We start from the raw sequence: 17,394 nt of genomic DNA on the forward strand, positions 1-17,394 counted from the left end.
GACATGGCCCACGACTTCCCCAACCTCTTTGTCATCGACCACCCCCTGGTGCAGCACAAGCTCACCTGGCTGCGCAACAAGGACACCAACACCGAGAGCTTTCGCAGCCTGCTGCGCGAAGTCAGCCAGATGCTGGCCTACGAGGCCACGCGTGATCTGCCGACCGAACTGCTGTCCACCCCCACGCCCATCACCACCTTCGATTCGCCCGTGATCAGCGGCAAAAAGCTGTGCCTGGTGTCCATCCTGCGCGCCGGCAACGGCATGGTTGACGGCCTGCTGTCGCTGCTACCGCTGGCGCGCGTGGGCCACATCGGCCTGTACCGCGACCCCGGCACGCTGGAGCCCGTGGAGTACTACTTCAAGGTGCCCAGCGACATTGCCGAGCGCCAGGTCATCGTGGTCGATCCCATGCTGGCCACCGGCAATTCTGCTGTCGCGGCCATCGACCGCATCAAGGAGTGCGGCTGCCCCAGCATCAAGCTGCTGTGCCTGCTGACCGCGCCAGAAGGCGTGGCCAACATGCTCAAACACCACCCGGACGTGCCCATCATCACGGCCTCGCTGGACAGCCACCTCAACGACCACGGTTACATCGTGCCTGGCCTGGGTGATGCCGGGGATCGGATCTTTGGCACCGTCTGATTGCGGGAATTAAGCGCGGATTCGGGCGTGCATCGCACCTTCGCTGAACAGGTTTCTGGCCAAACTGCCGACAACCTTTTCTTTGGGGATTGTTGCGATGTCGTGGTTTGCCAATTTGCGCTTGCGTGCCAAGCTGATGCTGTCTTTCGCGGTGGTATTGACCATGACCGTGCTGCTTGGCGTGTTTGCCGTGCTCAAGTTGTCGGCCGTCAACGACCAGTCCAGCGAAGTGGTCAGCAACTGGATGCCCAGCATCCAGACGATTTCGGCGCACAGCATGGCGGCCGCCGACTTGCGCCTCGGCGATTTCGAGTTGGTGTCGGCGGTGGATGCGCCTGAAGTCCAGCAGGCTGAAAAAGACATCGTGCAAGCCACGGCGGAGTTGGCCAAGAGCGAGTCCGAGTACGTCAAGCTGATCTCCAGCCCCGAGGAAAAAGCCATGTGGGACGCCTTCAAGCAAGACTGGAGCGCCTACCTGGCTGAGCACCAGGAGATCATCTCCCAGGTGAAGGCCGGGCAGAACGACGCCGCCAAATCGCGGCTGCTGGGACGCAGTCAGCAACTCTTCGCGCAGGCCAGCGACAAGCTGGACAAGTTGGTCCAGCTCAACGTCAAAGGTGGCCATGAGGCCGGTGCGCAAGTCGAGGACATCTACAACAGCTCGCGTTGGGCCATCCTCGGCGTCGTGATCGCTGCGGTGATCCTGGGCATGGCCATGGCCATGTACGTGGCGCAGATCATCTCCGTGCCGGTTCGCGAAACCGCCCAGGTGTTGCAAGCCGTGGCCGAAGGCGACCTGACGCAGACCATCCACTCCGACCGCCTCGATGAAGTGGGCGCCATGCAGCGTGCCTTGGCCCAAATGATCGACAGCTTCTCGGGCACCGTCTCCAAAGTGCGCGCTGGCGCCGAATCCGTGGCCACAGCCTCGGCCGAGATCGCCCATGGCAACCAGGACCTGAGCGCCCGCACCGAAAACCAGGCCTCCAACCTGGAAGAAACCGCGGCCTCGGTCGAGCAGATGTCCGGCACCGTGCGCACCAACGCCGACAACGCCCGGCAAGCCAATCAACTGGCCAGCGCCGCTTCCGAAGTGGCCGCGCGCGGCGGCGAAGTCGTCAGCCAGGTGGTCAACACCATGAGCGGCATCCAGGCCTCCAGCAAGAAGATCGCCGACATCATTGGCGTGATCGATGGCATCGCCTTCCAGACCAACATCCTGGCGCTGAACGCGGCGGTGGAAGCGGCCCGTGCTGGCGAGCAGGGCCGAGGCTTTGCCGTGGTGGCTGGCGAAGTGCGCTCGCTGGCGCAACGCAGCGCTCAGGCCGCGCGCGAGATCAAAACCTTGATCAGCGACAGCGTCGAACAAGTCAACGCAGGCAGCGACCTGGTCAGCGCCGCCGGCGCCACCATGAGCGACGTGGTCCTGCAGGTGCGCAAAGTCACCGATCTGGTCGGTGAAATCGCCCACGCGAGCACCGAGCAAAGCCAGGGCATTGCCCAGATCAACCAGGCCATCGGCCAGCTCGACCAGGCCACGCAGCAAAACGCGGCCCTGGTGGAGCAAAGCACGGCGGCGGCCGACAGCCTCAGCACCCAAGCCCAGGCTTTGGCGCATTCGGTCGCAGCCTTCAAGACCAGCGCATCGGCGCAGCAATCGGGCGCCAAGCCCAACGTCCCCGCATTGCCAGCATCAATGCACCAAAATGGCGCAGCTGCCAAGCCCCTCGTCAAAGCATTGCCTCAGAGCGTCAAAACCATGGGCGCCGCCAAAGTGAGCACTACCAAGGCATCCCCCAAGACCGCCCCGCTGGCGCTGACGGCCCCAAGCTCCGAGCCTGCCATGGCCAAAGCCGTTTCGGCCAATGCCGACGACTGGGAAACCTTCTAAAAAAGCGCCGCAACACATGGCGTGAAGCCTGCTAGGCTCCTGGGCAAGTCATTGCCCAGGAGCTTTTGTGCTGGACCTCATCCTTCGACATGGCAACTTGCCTGATGGCCGCGCCGATCAAGACATCGGCATCCTGGGCGGCCAGATCGTGGCCGTGCAGCCCGCCTTATCCACGCCCGCCGCGCAAGAGATCGACGTGGCTGGCCAACTCGTCAGCCCGCCTTTCGTCGATGCCCATTTCCACATGGACTCGACCCTCAGCTACGGCCAACCGCGCATCAACCAATCAGGCACCTTGCTGGAAGGCATCGCCTTGTGGGGCGAACTCAAACCGCAACTCACGCAAGACGCCCTGGTCGATCGGGCGATGGCCTATTGCGACTGGGCCGTGGCCAAAGGCCTGCTCGCCATCCGTTCGCACGTTGACGTGTGCGACCCCAAGCTGCTGGCCGTCGAAGCCCTGCTGCATGTGCGCGAACGCGTCAAGCCGTACCTAGACCTGCAGCTGGTGGCCTTTCCGCAAGATGGTGTGCTGCGCGGCCCCAACGCTTTGGTCCAACTCAAGCGTGCCCTCGACATGGGTGTGGACGTGGTTGGCGGCATCCCCCATTTCGAACGCACCATGCAGGATGGTTTTGATTCCGTGCGCCTGCTGTGCGAACTGGCCGCCGAGCGCGGCCTGCGCGTGGACATGCACTGCGACGAAACCGATGACCCGATGTCCCGCCACATCGAAACCCTGGCCTTCCATTCGCAACGGCTGGGCTTGCAGGGCAGGGTGGCCGGCTCACACCTCACCTCCATGCACAGCATGGACAACTATTACGTCAGCAAGCTCTTGCCCCTGATCAAGGAAGCGGGTGTGGCCGCCATCGCCAACCCGCTCATCAACATCACCCTGCAAGGCCGCCACGACACTTACCCCAAACGCCGCGGCATGACACGCGTGCCCGAACTGCTGGCCCAGGGCATCGATGTGGCCTTTGGCCACGACTGCGTGATGGACCCCTGGTACGGCATGGGCAGCGGCGACATGCTGGAAGTGGCGCACATGGGCTTGCACGTCGCGCAGATGACCAGCCAGGCCGCCATGCTTCAATGCTTCGAGGCGGTCACCAGCACGCCCGCCAAGATCCTGGGCCTGTCAGGCTACGGGCTGGACGTGGGCTGCAACGCCGACCTGGTCGTTTTGCAAGCCCGCAACCCGGTCGAAGCCATCCGCTTGCGCGCCACCCGTTTGCACGTCATTCGCCAGGGCCGGATCGTGGCCCAGACGCCACCCAGCGTGGCCGCCTTGGCCCTTCCTGGGCGCCCAGAAAGCGTCAGCTTTCTATGCTAAACTCCGACCCCTCACATCAGAGCCCTGGTGGTGAAATTGGTAGACGCGCCGGATTCAAAATCCGGTCCCGAAAGGGGTGCCGGTTCGATTCCGGCCCGGGGCACCACACAATCAAAACCCGCATGCTTGACCAAGCGTGGCGGGTTTTTTGTTGCCTGCCACAATACCGGTTCAACGCACACCGCTGACCCTGTTTGACACGATGAACTACCCCACGCTCGAAGACGTCATTGGCAAAACGCCCATGGTCCGCCTGCAACGCATCCCCGGCGCCGACAATGAAGCGCGCGGCAACGTCATCCTGGCCAAGCTGGAAGGCAACAACCCCGCCGGCTCCGTCAAAGATCGCCCCGCCATCAGCATGATCCGCCGCGCCGAAGAACGCGGCCAGATCAAGCCCGGCGACACGCTCATCGAAGCCACCTCCGGCAACACCGGCATCGCCCTGGCCATGGCCGCTGCCATCCGCGGCTACCGCATGATTTTGATCATGCCGGAAGACCTCAGCGTGGAGCGCGCCCAGACCATGAAGGCCTTTGGCGCCGAACTCATCCTCACGCCCAAGAGTGGCGGCATGGAATACGCGCGCGATTTGGCCGACCAGATGGTGCGCGATGGCAAAGGCCTGGTGCTTGACCAGTTCGCCAATGCCGACAACCCCCGCATCCATTACGAGACCACCGGCCCCGAAATCTGGGCCGACACGCAAGGCGAAGTCACCCACTTCGTCAGCGCCATGGGCACCACCGGCACCATCACCGGCGTCTCGCACTTCCTCAAGGAAAAGAACCCGGCCGTGCGCATCGTCGGTGCCCAACCCAGCGAAGGCTCGCGCATCCCTGGCATCCGCAAATGGCCCGAGGCTTACCTGCCCAAAATCTATGAGCCGAGCCGGGTCGACGACATCGTCCACGTCAGCCAGGCCGATGCCGAAGACATGGCCCGCCGCCTGGCCCGCGAAGAAGGGCTTTTCGGCGGCATCTCGGCGGCCGGTGCCTGCTGGGTGGCCCTGCAATTGGCGCTAACCGTGAGCAACGCCACCATCGTGTTCGTGGTTTGCGACCGCGGCGACCGTTATCTGTCCACTGGCGTGTTCCCCGCCTGAGGTACCATTCATTCATGGACATCAACAAGGAACTTGACGCCCGAGGCCTGACCTGCCCATTGCCCATCCTCAAGGCCAAGAAAGCCTTGTCGGACATGCACAGCGGCGAGGTGCTCAAGGTCTTGGCCACCGACCCCGGTTCGGTGCGCGACTTCCAGGCCTTTGCCCGCCAGACTGGCAACGACCTGGTCGATCAGCAAACCAAGCTCAACGGCGATCAAGAGGAATACACCCACTTCCTGCGCCGCCGCTGAACCCAGCGTTACAGCAGCAACTCAGGCCCCGAAGGTGGATTCAAGCCCAGGTGCCTGAACGCCGATGCCGTGGCCATGCGCCCACGCGGCGTGCGCTGCAAAAAGCCTTGCTGGATCAGATAAGGCTCGATCACATCCTCGATCGTTTCGCGCTCTTCGCCAATGGCCGCGGCCAGGTTGTCCAGGCCCACCGGCCCGCCATCAAAGCGGTGAATGATGGCCTCCAGCAACTTGCGGTCCATCACGTCCAGGCCGAGCGGGTCCACGTCCAGCATGGCCAAGGCCAGATCGGCGATTTGGCGGGTGATGCGACCATCGCCCTTCACCTCGGCATAGTCGCGAACCCGGCGCAGCAAGCGGTTGGCAATGCGAGGTGTGCCACGTGAGCGACGAGCCAACTCCAAAGCACCTTGCTCATCAATCGGCGCATTCAACAACCGGGCTGATCGCGTCACGATGCGCTGTAATTCTTCTGCTGTGTAGAACTCCAGCCGAGCCACGATCCCGAAGCGATCTCGCAGCGGATTGGTCAGCATGCCGGCCCGCGTGGTGGCGCCCACCAGCGTGAAGGGCTGCAAGTCCAGCTTGATCGACCGCGCGGCCGGGCCGTCGCCGATCTTGATGTCGATCTGGTAGTCCTCCAGAGCGGGGTAGAGGATTTCCTCGACGACCGGGCTCAAGCGGTGGATCTCGTCGATGAACAGCACATCGTGCCGTTCCAGGTTGGTCAGGATGGCGGCCAGGTCCTTGGGCTTTTCCAGCACGGGTCCTGAGGTCTGGCGCAGGTTCACGCCCAGCTCGGTGGCGATGATGTGGCTGAGCGTGGTCTTGCCCAGGCCCGGCGGGCCGAACAGCAGCACATGGTCCAGCGCCTCACCGCGCTTGCGCGCCGCGCCAATGAAGATCTCCAGTTGCTCGCGCGCCTTGGTCTGCCCCACGTACTCGTGCAGATCCTTGGGGCGCAATGCACGTTCAAGCGCATCCTCGTGCGGCGAAGTCACCCCGGCCGCGACCACCCTGGGGGCCTCGAAAGCGGGGGCGCTAGAAGGTTTGGGGCGTGCCGAACTTCCGAAGTCATCGGTTTGAATGCTCATGGGCGTGGATTATCCGGCTTCTTGGCGGTGTTGCCTTTGAACAACGATGAGCCGTTTGGATTGGGGTTTATGACAACCCTGTCATCACGCCGATCGCAAAAGTCTGTTGCAATTCGATCAGTTTCGGCGGGCTGCTGTTGGGCACCGTCGCTGAGGCCTCTGGTTCAACTTTGGAGAATTCAATGAAAAAGACTTTGCTGGCGATCGCTGCTCTGGCTGCTACCTCGGGCGCTTTCGCCCAATCTTCCGTCACCATGTACGGCGTGGTCGATGTTTCGATCGAAAACGTCAAGGGCGACAAGGGCGTGACCCGCGTTTCGTCCGACAACCTGGCCACCTCGCGCCTGGGTTTCAAGGGTTCTGAAGACCTGGGCGGCGGTCTGCGTGCCAACTTCGCCCTGGAAACGGCGATCAAGGCTGACACTGGTGCTAATGGCAACACCGCTTCGGGTGCTACCGTGCGCTTCTTCGACCGCGCAGCATGGGTTGGCCTGCAAGGTGGCTTCGGCGAACTGCGCCTGGGTCGCATCGACTCGTCGATCGGCGCATTGGCTGGCGACACCAAGATCCTGGGCGCTCAAGCCTATGACGACTTCAAGATCGCCAAAACCCGCGCTGGCGACAGCTATCGCCGTGTTGACAACGCCATCACTTACGTGCTGCCCACTTTCCTGCCAGGCCTGTCTGCTCAATTGCAGTACTCCACGGCAGTGGGCACTTCGGGCGCTGTTGGCACTGAGTTGTCCGGTGTTGATGCTGGCAAGGCCTATGGCCTGAGCGTCAAGTACGCTGCTGGTCCTTTCTCGGCTGGCCTGGGCTACCTGTCTGCCAAAGACGAGTCGGCTGCCACCGCTGGTGATCAAAAGGCCAATGCCACCCTGCTGTATGCAGGCTACGACTTCGGCGTGCTCAAGCTGACCGGCTACTACGACACCGAAACCAAGGTCTCCGGGGCTGATCGTCTGGTCTTGGCCGGTATCCGTGTGGGTGTGCCCATCACTGCCAACTTCAGTGTGCAAGCCAGTTTGGCTCAAGCCAGCAACGTGGCTGTTGGAGCAGTGACCAACAGCGATCATGACGATGCCACCATCGCCGCCATCAAGGCCGTGTACAACCTGTCCAAGCGTACTTCGGTGTATGGCCTGGTGACCAACGTGAACAACGAGTCCCTGTCCAACCTGAACGTCTCCGGTGTTGCTTTGACTGAGCTTGGCAAAAGCTCACGCGGCATCGCCTTCGGCATCGCTCACGCCTTCTGATCAAGGCTTGATTGATCTGATGGAAAGGGGCTTCGGCCCCTTTTTTCATGTCTGGTTGACCTTGATGTTGCCCTTTCGCGACACCTAGCACAAACCTCTAAATGGGTACTGGCTGGTTGCGCAACAATCTGATTCGACCCCCGATTCAGGGGGATATCTAGGAGATATCCATGCAAAAGAACGTTCTGACCAAAGCCGTCGCGGTGGCTTTGGCAACCCTGGGTGCCGGCGGCGCCATGGCTCAATCCAGCGTGACCCTCTACGGCAATGTCGATGTGAGCGTTGATCACGTCAGCCGATCTGCTGGGACCTCAACCTCCCCTACGGCTAAGTACAGCGCTACGCGTGTATCCCCAAGCGCCACATCGCAGACGTCGTTTGGCTTCAAGGGTGTGGAAGACCTTGGCGGCGGTATGAAGGCAAGCTTTGTCCTGGAAGGCCAGTTGAACCATGACACGGGTGCCCTGAGCCAGGATGGCCGGATCTTTGGTCGTCAAAGCTATGTGGGTTTGACCACCAATTTCGGTGAATTCCGTTTGGGTCGTCAATACGCTCCTATCTTCTATTCCACCGCCTTGGTCACGACCGAGCGTTTCGGTGCTACCGACCTGTTCATCGAAGGTGGTGCATCTAATAACCTGCATGTCCGTCACGACAACCAGATCAGCTATTGGCTCAAAGCTGGGGGCTTCACGGGCGAACTTTCTTACTCGCCCAATGCCGGCGTTGCTTCGATCATCAGTCCCGCTCGTGCGCCCGCTGCAACGGCTTCGACGGGCCAGATCATTGGTGGTGCCACCGCTGGTTCGGAAACCGGAACGAAGGCTGGGCGCACTTTTGGTTTGTTTGGCGCTTATTCCAGCGAAAGCCTAACGTTGACTGGTGGTTATCACCAGAATGCTTTTGACAACACGCCTGTGAGCTATGGTGGGGTGTTCACCACTAACTTTAACTTGGACAAGTACCAAGCATTCAATTTGGGTGCCAAGTTCACTGTTCCCAATTCATCTGGACTGACTTTCAATGGTGTGTATGGTCAAGGCAAATATGGCTTGACTGATGGCCGTGATTTGAAGCTGGATTTCTTGGCCATTGGTACGCGTATTCCCGTGGGTGATTGGGCGCTGGTCGCGCAGGCATCGCAAACCAGGTTTCGCAATTTCACGAAAGGCAAAGACACAGGTTTGATGTTGGGCGCCGACTATGCTCTGTCCAAGCGTACCAGCCTGTTCACGCGTGTTGGCCAGATCAGGGATGACCAAGGTACGCCTTTCGCGGCTACAGCGTTGGGTGCTGCAGGTCCTTCTGTGGCTGGTGGCCCTGACGTCATTGGTGTCGCCACTGGTTTCCGCGAAACACCGATTTTCGCAGGCGCCAACATCAATCCCGATGGCAAGACCACTTACATTGGTATGGGCATTCGCCACAGCTTCTGATACCGGTTCTGCCAAAAGTCAAAACCGCCCTTCGGGCGGTTTTTTTTGGGAGCTACCGGAAGTTGGTTTTGCTTGATCAGCCTTTACTGCTCAAGCAGGCTCACCCAGCCCGCCATGGCTTTGGCCAAGCCTAGGTGGGGGGGGGCTCACGTGCAGCTCACTGTATGCTCAAAATCTACTGGCACCTTGCTTTGGTCTTGGGTGCAACACACCGCATTGCGCCCCGCCATGTCTACCACGATGACTGTTCGTCTCGAAGATGCTGTTAAAGATCGACTTGACCATTTGGCGCAAGCCACCCATCGAAGCTCAGGGAGTGCTGTCTGTACCGTTTCCCACACAACATCCAGATTGATGTCGAAATAGCCATGGATGATGCGATTGCGCATACCGCGCATGCCGCGCCAAGGAATGGCAGGTTGTGCTTGGGCAAATTCGGCGTGGACATCCATCACCTTAGTAGCTGCTTCGCCAATGATGATGAGGCTCATGATGACGGCTTGCTGGGTTCGCTTGTCATCTAAAAAGCCGTCTTTGCTGAGTCCTTCCACGAAACTGCATGCGTCAGTTGCTGCCTGGTGCATATGGTCAAGGTAGTCAGGTAAGCGGCTTTCGCTCATACAGGTTGCGCTTCTGCGAGGACTTTTGCTCGAAACTTTGGCGGCAAGTCGGCCGGGGTCAGCAAATCGACGTGGACGCCAAGTAGCGATTCCAGCTCGTCTTGCAGTCCGCCAAGGTCAAACAGTGTTGCGCCAGGCAGGGCATCGACCAGCAGATCCAAGTCGCTGTCATCCGTATCGGTGCCATGAACCACCGATCCAAAGACACGCGGGTTGGTCGCCCGAAAGCGGCCCGCCGCTTCACGCACAGTACTTCGCTTGAGATCAAGCGCGAGTGATGGTCGCATGAACACTTTCGTTATCGAAACTCGTTCGATGATGGTAAGTGATTTCATGAATCATGCAATTCGGTGCTCCAGCCTGAACAAGTCCTGGACCGCCTCACGCTCCCGAATCACCCACACCTGATCCCCATCCACCATCAACTCAGCCGCCCGCCCGCGCGTGTTGTAGTTGCTGGCCATGGTCATGCCATAAGCACCAGCCGACAGCACAGCCAATACATCACCGGCTTGCACCGCCAGTGCGCGGTCACGGCCCAGCCAGTCGCCTGACTCGCAAACAGGCCCGACCACATCCCAGACCTGCGCTGCCGCCGTGCTTTGGCGCACATTGACGATGCCCATGTAGGCCTCGTACAACGCCGGGCGCATCAGATCGTTCATGGCGGCATCCACCACGCAAAAACTCTTCTGCTCACCCGGCTTGAGGAACAGGACTTCGGTCAGCAGCACGCCCGCGTTGCCGACGAGGGAGCGGCCCGGCTCAAACAGAATCTCGCGGTGGCCATGGCCTCGTGCATCGATCTTCGCCAAGAGCTTGCCAATCAGCACGTCCGCAGCAGGTGGCGTTTCATTGGTGTAAGTGATGCCCAAGCCGCCACCCAGGTCCATGTGATGAATGGGCACGCCCGCCGCTTCAATGGCCTCGACCAGATCCAGCACGCGATCCAGGGCATCCAGGTAAGGCGCCACTTCCGTGATTTGCGAGCCGATGTGGCAATCAATGCCGACCACGTCCAGGCCCGGCAACGAGGCTGCGCGCTGGTAAGTGGCCACGGCCTCTTCATGGGCAATGCCAAACTTGTTGCCTTTCAGGCCCGTCGAGATGTAGGGGTGCGTGCCGGCATCCACATCCGGGTTCACGCGCAGGCTGACACGCGCCCGGCGCCCCAGGCTGCTGGCCACCTCGGACAACACTTCCAGCTCAGCTGTGCTTTCAACATTGAAACAGCGCACGCCAGCCTCGATGCCAAGCTGCATTTCCGCCCGGGTCTTGCCCACGCCTGAAAACACCACCTTGCCCGGATCTCCTCCGGCGGCCAGCACCCGGGCCAGTTCGCCAGCGGACACGATGTCAAAACCACACCCTGCCTGGGCAAAGGTCTGCAGCACGGCCAGGTTGGAATTGGCCTTGATGGCATAGCACACCAGGTGAGCCCGACCCTTCAGGGCACTTTGATACGGTGCCAGCGCGGCCAGCATGGCGCGGCGCGAATACACATACAAGGGGCTGCCGTGCTTTTGCACCAGGTCGCCCAGCCGGACATCGTCCAAAAACAGATCGGGGCCACGGTAGGCCAGAAAGGGGGAGCCGGGCAGGGTCATGGTGTTTGCTTGGCCTTGGTGCCAGAGGATGCGGAGGGGGTGCCTTGATCGGGCGAAGGCAGGTACAAGGGGCCTTTTTGGCCGCAGGCGCTGAGCAGCAGGGTGCCCAGCAGCACGAGTGCGGGCAGAGGTTTTGCGATGCTGCCTAAAATCAGAGACTGTTTCTTCATGCCGACATTCTAAGGATTCCCCGATGAACGCCCTCAATACGCCTTCAGTCCTCACTGATGCGCAATACCACGAGGCCATCCAGGCCGTGCTGACGCGCATCGAAACCACGGTGGACCGCTGGCTGGAGGGCGATGTGGCGGACATCGATTCCGCGCGATCCGGCGGCATGCTGACGCTCACGTTGCCCAACCGCACTCAACTCATCATCAACGCCCAGCCCCCATTGCAGGAACTGTGGCTGGCCGCCAAGCGCGGCGGCTTTCATTTTCGACAGGCTGGCGATGGCCGGTGGCTGGACACCCGTTCTGGTGAGGAGTTCTTTGCCCTGTTGTCGGCTTGTGCCAGCGAACAAGCCGCCGTGCCCCTGAGTTTCTGAGTCGTTCATTGGGGTTTGGCGTTGCCGAACATGTCGAGGATGTTTTGCTTCTCGTCGGAGGAGGTGGGTTCGGGCGTGCTTGGCGCTTGATCTTCCGGCTCGGGGGCCAGTTCACGAACGCCGGTGCCTGAGGTGTATTCCTCGTAGAACCACTCTCCGCCGATGTTGACCATGCCATCAGGTTGCGGTGGTTCTTCGACCGGTACGCCTCGCAGGGCGGTGCCCATGTAGTCGATCCAGATCGGCAAGGCCAGGCCGCCGCCCGTTTCCTTGTCGCCCAGTTTGCGGGGTTGGTCATGGCCAATCCACACCACTGCCACCGTGTGGGCCGTGTAGCCCGCGAACCAGGCGTCCATCGAGTCATTGGTGGTGCCGGTCTTGCCATACAAATCGGGGCGTTTCAGCGTGGCCTGCGCCTTGGCCGCCGTGCCCGACCGGGTCACCTCTTGCAGCAGGCTGCTCATCATGAAGGCGTTGCGCGCATCGATCGCGCGCATTGATTCGTTCAGCAAGGCAGGGCGGTACTGGGCCAGCGCGTGGCCTCGAGAGTCGGTCACTTTCAGCACCAGCATGGGGTTGACGCGGTAGCCGCCATTGGCGAACACCGCGTAGCCATCGGCCATCTGCATCGGGGTGACCGAACCTGCGCCCAGGGCCATGGTCAGGTAGGCCGGGTGCTTGTCGGCATCGAAGCCAAAGCGGGTGACCCAGTCCTGCGCATACTTGGTGCCGATGGAGCGCAGCACCCGGATCGAGATCATGTTCTTTGATTTGGCCAGGCCGCGGCGCAAGGTCATGGGGCCTTCAAACTTCCCGTCGTAGTTCTTGGGCTCCCAGGGCTGGCCGCCAGTGACGCCTGCGTCGAAAAACAAGGGGGCGTCGTTGACGGTGGTGGCGGGGGTGAAGCCTTTTTCCAAGGCGGCCGAGTAGATGAAGGGTTTGAAGCTGGAGCCCGGCTGGCGCCATGCCTGCGTGACATGGTTGAACTTGTTGCGGCCAAAGTCAAAGCCGCCCACCATGGCCTTGATCAGGCCTGTTCTTGGGTCCATGGACACAAAAGCACCTTCCACTTCGGGCAATTGCACCACGGTCCATTGCTCCGAGGCGTTTTGCATCAGGCGAACCACCGCTCCACGGCGGATCTGCACTTTGGGATTGGCTTTGTCGTTCAGAGCGTTGCCGACGGCGCGCAGGCCTTCGGGGCCAATGGTGATTTGCTCGCCGGATTGCAGTGCCACCACCAATTTCTTGGGCTCGGCCGACATCACCACGCCCGCCTGAATGGCGTCGCTGTCAGGGTGTTCTTCCAGCGCTTCGGCCACTCGGACATCCACTTGCTTGGGGTCGGCCGGCAAATCGATGTAGGCCTCCGGGCCCCGCCATGACTGGCGCCGGTCAAAATCCATCAAGCCCTTGCGCAAGGCCTTGTACGCGGCGGTCTGTTCGGGCATGCGCACGGAGGTGTAGACATTCAGGCCTCGCGTGTAGGCGTCGGGCCCGTACTGGTCGTGCATCAAGGAGCGGGCGGCCTCGGCCGCGTACTCGGCATGGGCGGAAACCGGGGCTTTCGTGCGGTAAGCCAGTTCTTCATCCTTGGCTTCATCGCGTTGTTCTGCCGTGATGAAGCCGTTTTCAAACATGCGGTCGATGATGTACTGCTGGCGAATCGTCGCGCGCTTGGGGTTGCGAACCGGGTTGTAGGCGGACGGCGCCTTGGGCAGGCCGGCCAGCATGGCGGCTTCGGCCACGGTGATGTCCTTGATGGGCTTGCCAAAATAGGTGTCGCAGGCGGCTGAAAAACCATACGCGCGTTGCCCCAGGTAGATCTGATTCATGTAGAGCTCCAGGATCTGGTCCTTGCTCAACAGGCTTTCGATCTTCAGGGCCAGCAGCATCTCGTAGATTTTGCGGGTAAAGGTTTTCTCGGTGGGCAGGTAGAAATTGCGGGCCACCTGCATGGTGATGGTCGAGGCACCCTGGCTGCGGGCCTCGCCAAAATTGGCCAGGCCGGCACGCAGCACGCCGATGTAGTCCACGCCGCCGTGTTTGTAGAAGCGGGCATCTTCGATCGCCAAAACGGCTTCCCGCATGACTTGGGGAATTTGTTTGATGGGCAGAAAATCACGTTTTTCTTCGCCAAACTCTCCAATTAGCACGTTATCTGCCGAATAAACGCGCATCGGCATTTTGGGCTGGTAGTCGGATAATCCGCCAACCTCGGGTAATTGAGGGTATGCCACCACCAGTCCGATGCCTGCCAGCAAAGCGCCGCCCAAAGCGGCCGCCAGCCCCAGTCCGATCAAGGCAAGCAGGGGTTTGGCGAGCCAGGTTGCCCACCAGGGGCTGGGTTGATGTGGGGCTTTGGAAGAAACGGAATCGCTCATGGGGGCAGGCCTGTGACACTGCGCGGATTATAGGAACTTGGAAAGGCTTGAGCCCCTGTACACCATGGCACACTTTGAGCTCATTCACATCTTGGTCGGATTTGCAACTGTCTGTAAGGCGTGTGCATATCGCAACGTCGTTGGGATTTGCCCTGCTTTAACTTCGTTCAAACACAAAACCTTTACTGATAGCATTGAAGTGGTTTATTAACATTCCAGCGCCTTAGTCGGTGCGTGGGGGACGGTGTGAGCTTTCTTGACACGCTCTTGGGCCGCAAGCATCCGCCAATGATTGGACTGGACATCAGTTCATCAAGCGTGAAGCTGGTCGAGCTGAGCCAGACGCAGTCTGGCGAATACATACTGGAACGATTCGCGTCCGAGCCCTTTGAAAAGGGCTGGATCGCCGACGGTCAAATCGAAAAATTCGACGAAGTCGCGGAAGCGGTGCGCAAGGTCGTCGTCAAAAGCGGCACCCGCACCAAGCACGTGGCCATGGCCATGCCGCAGTCGGCCGTCATCACGAAAAAAATCATGCTCCCGGCAGGCCTGCGTGAAGAAGAAATGGAAATGCAGGTGGAGGCCGAGGCCAACCAATACATCCCGTTTTCTCTGGACGAAGTCAGCCTGGATTTCTGCGTGGTCGGACCCAGCCCGACATCGGCGGGTGATGTCGAGGTCATGATCGCCGCATCGCGCAAAGACCGTGTGCAAGACCGTCAAGGCCTGGCCGAATCGGCCGGCCTCAAGCCTGCCATCCTGGACATCGAATCCTATGCCTCGCGCCTGGCCGTGCAGCGCCTGGTTGAGAACCTGCCCGGCGAGGGCAAGGATGCCCTGGTGGCCTTGTTCGAGATCGGGGCCGAGAACACCAGCCTGAAAGTCTTGCGAGACAACGAGTTGCTCTACGACCGCGACCAGGCTTTTGGTGGCGCTCAGTTGACGCAACTGATCTCGCGCCAGTACGGTTTTTCGTTTGAAGAAGCCGAGACCAAGAAACTGGCGGGCGATCTGCCTGAAGATTTTCAAAGCACGATCCTGGGTCCCTTCGTGGACAGCCTGTCACAAGAAATTGGCCGCGCCTTGCAATATTTTTTCACCAGCACACCGCATCACAAGGTGCACTACGTGATGCTGGCCGGCGGCACGGCCGCCTTGCCAGGTCTGAAAGACCGAGTGACCGAACTGACGGGTTTTGCCTCCATGGTGGTCAACCCCTTCGATGGCATGAAGCTGGGATCGGCCATCCGCGAAAGCAAACTTCGCCGTGAAGCGCCGTCCTACCTCACCGCCTGTGGACTGGCCATGCGGAGGTTCCTCGCATGATTTTGATCAACCTGTTGCCTCATCGCGAGGAAAAACGAAAGCTGCGCAAGCAGGCTTTCTTCGTGGGTCTGGGGCTGTCTGTGGTGGCTGGCGCGGTTTTGGTCGCACTGGCTTATGCGGTTCAGCAGCAGATGATCTCCGCACAGCAGGCTCGCAACGAGTTCCTCAGTGCCGAGATCCACAAGCTGGAGGAAGACATCAAGGATGTCTCCGGCCTGAAGGCCGAGATCGAGTCCTTGAAGGCCCGCCAAAAGGCCGTGGAAGACCTGCAGATCGACCGGAACATCCCGGTGCACTTGCTCAACGAACTGGTTCGCCAGACACCCGAGGGCATCTACCTCAAGACCATCAAGCAAGATGGTCAGACGGTGATGGTGTCCGGCATTGCTCAGACCAACGAACGGGTGTCCGAGTTCTTGCGCAACACGGCCTACAAGTCCGAGTGGCTTGAAAAACCCGAATTGCAGGAAATCAAGGCTTCTGCGCAGCAGGCGAAAGACGTGCGCGAGCCCAAGCGCCTGTTCGACTTCTCCATCCGCTTGAGTTTGAAGCGTCCTCAGGATGTCTCGCCGGCTGCCTCGGCGGCATCGGGTGCGTCAGCACCGAGTCCAGCTGCATCCGCGGCCCCGAAGTCTTGAGGCGGGCACATCATGGCGAATCCTAATTTCAACATTGACTTCAACGCCTGGTTTGCCGATGCGCAGGATCAGTTCCGGGGCCTCAACCCCAATGAGCCTGGGCAGTGGCCCATCCTGCCAAAACTGGCCATGTTCCTGCTCGCCGGTGTGGTGGTGCTGGTGCTGGGCTGGTTCGGTTTGCTCCAAAGCCAGGACGAGGCGCTGACCGCCGAGCGAGACAAGGAGCCTGCACTCAAGCAGGAGTTCCGCAGCAAGCTGGCCCAGGCCATCAACCTGAACGAGTTGCGCAAGCAACGCACGCAGGTTCAGGAGTACGTGACCCAGCTTGAAAAGCAACTGCCCGGCAAGGCCGAAATGGACGCTTTGCTGTCCGACATCAACCAGGCAGGTCTGGGGCGTGGTCTGGAGTTCGAGTTGTTCCGTCCCGGACAGGTGTCGGTGAAGGACTATTACGCCGAGTTGCCGATTTCGATCCGGGTGACCGGCCGATACCATGACATCGGTGCCTTCACCGCCGACATCGCCAACCTCTCCCGGATCGTGACGTTGCACAACCTGACGATTGGCACGCCTGCCACCGCAGCCGCTGGTTCTGGCGGCGCCCTGTTCATGGAAGCCACGGCTCGTACCTACCGTTACCTTGATCCCGCCGAGGTGGAAGCTCAGCGCGCCGACAAGGCCAAAGCCAACAAAGGGGACAAGAAATGACCTGTCGCCCTCATCTGGCCTTGGTGGCCTTGACCGCGATGACGCTGCTGGCGGGCTGCGCGTCCGAGCAGGATGAATTGAAAGCCTGGATGGACCAGCAGCGGCATGAGGTGCAGCCCAGCGTGCCGCCGCTCAAGCCGCCGCAAAAGTTCAACCCTCGCGCTTATGTGGGCGCCGATGGTGTGGAGCCCTTCAGCACTCAGAAGCTCACGGTGGCCCTCAAGCAAGAGGCCAGGCAGCCCAACTCCGCCATCTCTGCTGAATTGAACCGCCGCAAAGAGCCTTTGGAAGCCTATCCATTGGATTCCATGAGCATGGTGGGCAGCGTGAATCGTAAAGGTGCTCCTTATGCCCTGCTGAGGGTCGATAACCTGCTTTATCAAGTCAAGACCGGGGACTACCTTGGCCAGAACTACGGAAAGATCATGAAGATCACCGAGACCGAAATTGAGTTGCGCGAGATCGTTCAGGACGCCGCAGGCGAGTGGACCGAACGCCCGACCACGCTGCAACTCCAGGAGACCGCGCGATGAAACACCTG

General features: G+C 60.6%; 18 protein-coding genes, 1 tRNA gene and 1 pseudogene. 13 read left to right on the forward strand and 7 right to left on the reverse strand.

Going from position 1 to position 17,394, the window contains the following annotated elements; all coding sequences use genetic code 11:
- Positions 1–3 precede the first annotated feature (3 nt).
- Positions 4–645: a uracil phosphoribosyltransferase gene (gene upp, locus Q7V20_RS22465; RefSeq protein ID WP_304796108.1), complete on the forward strand. Its 642-nt coding sequence runs from the start codon at positions 4–6 to the stop codon at positions 643–645.
- Positions 646–654: 9 nt separating this feature from the next.
- Here the strand turns inward: upp and Q7V20_RS22470 are convergent, their stop codons facing one another.
- Positions 655–810 carry a hypothetical protein gene (locus Q7V20_RS22470; protein WP_304796110.1) on the reverse strand — a complete coding sequence of 52 codons (156 nt, stop codon included), beginning with the start codon at positions 808–810 and terminating at the stop codon, positions 655–657.
- Between Q7V20_RS22470 and Q7V20_RS22475 the strand changes: the two genes are divergently transcribed.
- The 5 genes from Q7V20_RS22475 (at position 809) to Q7V20_RS22495 (ending at position 5,234) form a co-directional block, all read left to right on the forward strand.
- Complete coding sequence (locus Q7V20_RS22475; RefSeq protein WP_304796112.1) at positions 809–2,536, forward strand: methyl-accepting chemotaxis protein; 1,728 nt, start codon at positions 809–811, stop codon at positions 2,534–2,536. The genes Q7V20_RS22470 and Q7V20_RS22475 overlap by 2 nt on opposite strands.
- Positions 2,537–2,603: 67 nt before the next feature.
- The gene (locus tag Q7V20_RS22480) at positions 2,604–3,875 is read left to right on the forward strand and encodes an amidohydrolase family protein (protein WP_304796114.1); all 1,272 of its coding nucleotides are present in this window, start codon (positions 2,604–2,606) and stop codon (positions 3,873–3,875) included.
- Positions 3,876–3,896: 21 nt separating this feature from the next.
- Positions 3,897–3,981: transfer RNA gene (locus Q7V20_RS22485), tRNA-Leu, on the forward strand.
- Positions 3,982–4,077: 96 nt separating this feature from the next.
- Positions 4,078–4,980, forward strand: coding sequence for a cysteine synthase CysM (gene cysM, locus Q7V20_RS22490; protein ID WP_304796220.1), 903 nt, complete (start codon positions 4,078–4,080; stop codon positions 4,978–4,980).
- Between the two features lie 14 nt (positions 4,981–4,994).
- Positions 4,995–5,234 (forward strand): sulfurtransferase TusA family protein, encoded by a 240-nt coding sequence (locus Q7V20_RS22495; protein ID WP_304796116.1) that lies wholly within the window; start codon positions 4,995–4,997, stop codon positions 5,232–5,234.
- 8 nt (positions 5,235–5,242) lie between these two features.
- Here Q7V20_RS22495 and ruvB read toward each other — a convergent pair whose 3' ends face one another.
- Positions 5,243–6,328, reverse strand: coding sequence for a Holliday junction branch migration DNA helicase RuvB (gene ruvB, locus Q7V20_RS22500; RefSeq protein WP_304796118.1), 1,086 nt, complete (start codon positions 6,326–6,328; stop codon positions 5,243–5,245).
- A 182-nt stretch (positions 6,329–6,510) separates the two neighbouring features.
- Here ruvB and Q7V20_RS22505 point away from each other — a divergent pair, with 182 nt between their 5' ends.
- Positions 6,511–7,587 carry a porin gene (locus Q7V20_RS22505; RefSeq protein WP_304796120.1) on the forward strand — a complete coding sequence of 359 codons (1,077 nt, stop codon included), beginning with the start codon at positions 6,511–6,513 and terminating at the stop codon, positions 7,585–7,587.
- A gap of 170 nt (positions 7,588–7,757) precedes the next feature.
- Complete coding sequence (locus Q7V20_RS22510; protein WP_304796122.1) at positions 7,758–9,023, forward strand: porin; 1,266 nt, start codon at positions 7,758–7,760, stop codon at positions 9,021–9,023.
- A 305-nt stretch (positions 9,024–9,328) separates the two neighbouring features.
- On the opposite strand, the pseudogene Q7V20_RS22515 reads toward Q7V20_RS22510, so the two are convergent.
- The 4 genes and pseudogenes from Q7V20_RS22515 to Q7V20_RS22530 all read right to left on the reverse strand — a co-directional run.
- Positions 9,329–9,643 (reverse strand): annotated as a pseudogene (locus Q7V20_RS22515) (DUF86 domain-containing protein); the annotation flags it as partial.
- Positions 9,640–9,930: a nucleotidyltransferase family protein gene (locus Q7V20_RS22520; protein ID WP_304796222.1), complete on the reverse strand. Its 291-nt coding sequence runs from the start codon at positions 9,928–9,930 to the stop codon at positions 9,640–9,642. The gene Q7V20_RS22520 and the pseudogene Q7V20_RS22515, both read right to left, overlap by 4 nt.
- 51 nt (positions 9,931–9,981) lie before the next feature.
- Positions 9,982–11,250, reverse strand: coding sequence for a diaminopimelate decarboxylase (lysA, locus tag Q7V20_RS22525; RefSeq protein WP_304796124.1), 1,269 nt, complete (start codon positions 11,248–11,250; stop codon positions 9,982–9,984).
- Positions 11,247–11,420 carry a lipoprotein gene (locus Q7V20_RS22530; RefSeq protein ID WP_304796125.1) on the reverse strand — a complete coding sequence of 58 codons (174 nt, stop codon included), beginning with the start codon at positions 11,418–11,420 and terminating at the stop codon, positions 11,247–11,249. The genes lysA and Q7V20_RS22530 overlap by 4 nt, the downstream gene beginning before the upstream one ends.
- Positions 11,421–11,443: 23 nt before the next feature.
- Between Q7V20_RS22530 and cyaY the strand changes: the two genes are divergently transcribed.
- A complete protein-coding gene (gene cyaY / locus Q7V20_RS22535; protein WP_304796127.1) occupies positions 11,444–11,797 on the forward strand; it encodes an iron donor protein CyaY in 354 nt (117 codons plus the stop codon).
- 5 nt (positions 11,798–11,802) lie between these two features.
- On the opposite strand, the gene Q7V20_RS22540 is transcribed toward cyaY, so the two are convergent.
- The gene (locus Q7V20_RS22540) at positions 11,803–14,181 is read right to left on the reverse strand and encodes a penicillin-binding protein 1A (RefSeq protein WP_304796129.1); all 2,379 of its coding nucleotides are present in this window, start codon (positions 14,179–14,181) and stop codon (positions 11,803–11,805) included.
- 288 nt (positions 14,182–14,469) lie between these two features.
- Here Q7V20_RS22540 and Q7V20_RS22545 point away from each other — a divergent pair, with 288 nt between their 5' ends.
- From Q7V20_RS22545 to Q7V20_RS22560, 4 genes are read left to right on the forward strand one after another with little or no spacing between them, the layout of a single operon-like run.
- The gene (locus Q7V20_RS22545; RefSeq protein ID WP_370652544.1) at positions 14,470–15,507 is read left to right on the forward strand and encodes a pilus assembly protein PilM; all 1,038 of its coding nucleotides are present in this window, start codon (positions 14,470–14,472) and stop codon (positions 15,505–15,507) included.
- Positions 15,504–16,145 carry a PilN domain-containing protein gene (locus Q7V20_RS22550; protein ID WP_304796133.1) on the forward strand — a complete coding sequence of 214 codons (642 nt, stop codon included), beginning with the start codon at positions 15,504–15,506 and terminating at the stop codon, positions 16,143–16,145. The genes Q7V20_RS22545 and Q7V20_RS22550 overlap by 4 nt, the downstream gene beginning before the upstream one ends.
- Positions 16,146–16,157: 12 nt before the next feature.
- Positions 16,158–16,853, forward strand: coding sequence for a type 4a pilus biogenesis protein PilO (locus Q7V20_RS22555; protein ID WP_304796134.1), 696 nt, complete (start codon positions 16,158–16,160; stop codon positions 16,851–16,853).
- Positions 16,850–17,386 (forward strand): pilus assembly protein PilP, encoded by a 537-nt coding sequence (locus Q7V20_RS22560; RefSeq protein ID WP_290660375.1) that lies wholly within the window; start codon positions 16,850–16,852, stop codon positions 17,384–17,386. Before Q7V20_RS22555 ends, Q7V20_RS22560 begins: the two co-directional genes overlap by 4 nt.
- Positions 17,387–17,394: the final 8 nt, after the last annotated feature.

It is taken from the genome of Aquabacterium sp., assembly GCF_030652515.1.
Lineage (GTDB): Bacteria > Pseudomonadota > Gammaproteobacteria > Burkholderiales > Burkholderiaceae_C > Aquabacterium.